Origin of the sequence: Vibrio atypicus (assembly GCF_009811315.1) — a bacterium.
In the GTDB taxonomy this organism is placed as follows: domain Bacteria; phylum Pseudomonadota; class Gammaproteobacteria; order Enterobacterales; family Vibrionaceae; genus Vibrio; species Vibrio atypicus.
The window spans coordinates 1-251 of sequence record NZ_BLID01000056.1 but is presented as its reverse complement, the minus strand read 5'-3'; the positions used below and the strand labels follow the sequence as shown (position 1 = coordinate 251).

At 51.4% G+C, this 251-nt stretch carries 1 rRNA gene; it reads right to left on the bottom strand.

The features are described 5' to 3' along the window. Positions 1-220, bottom strand: a 16S ribosomal RNA gene (locus GVO60_RS22300); the annotation flags it as partial. Positions 221-251: the final 31 nt, after the last annotated feature.

The following is a 251-nucleotide window of genomic DNA, read 5'->3' as shown; positions in this document are numbered from 1 at the left end:
GAAGGTCCCCCTCTTTGGCCCGAAGGCATTATGCGGTATTAGCCATCGTTTCCAATGGTTATCCCCCACATCAGGGCAATTTCCCAGGCATTACTCACCCGTCCGCCGCTCGACGCCGTTATCGTCCCCCGAAGGTTCAGATAACTCGTTTCCGCTCGACTTGCATGTGTTAGGCCTGCCGCCAGCGTTCAATCTGAGCCATGATCAAACTCTTCAATTTAAGATTTTGTTCGGCTCAATGAATACTGACT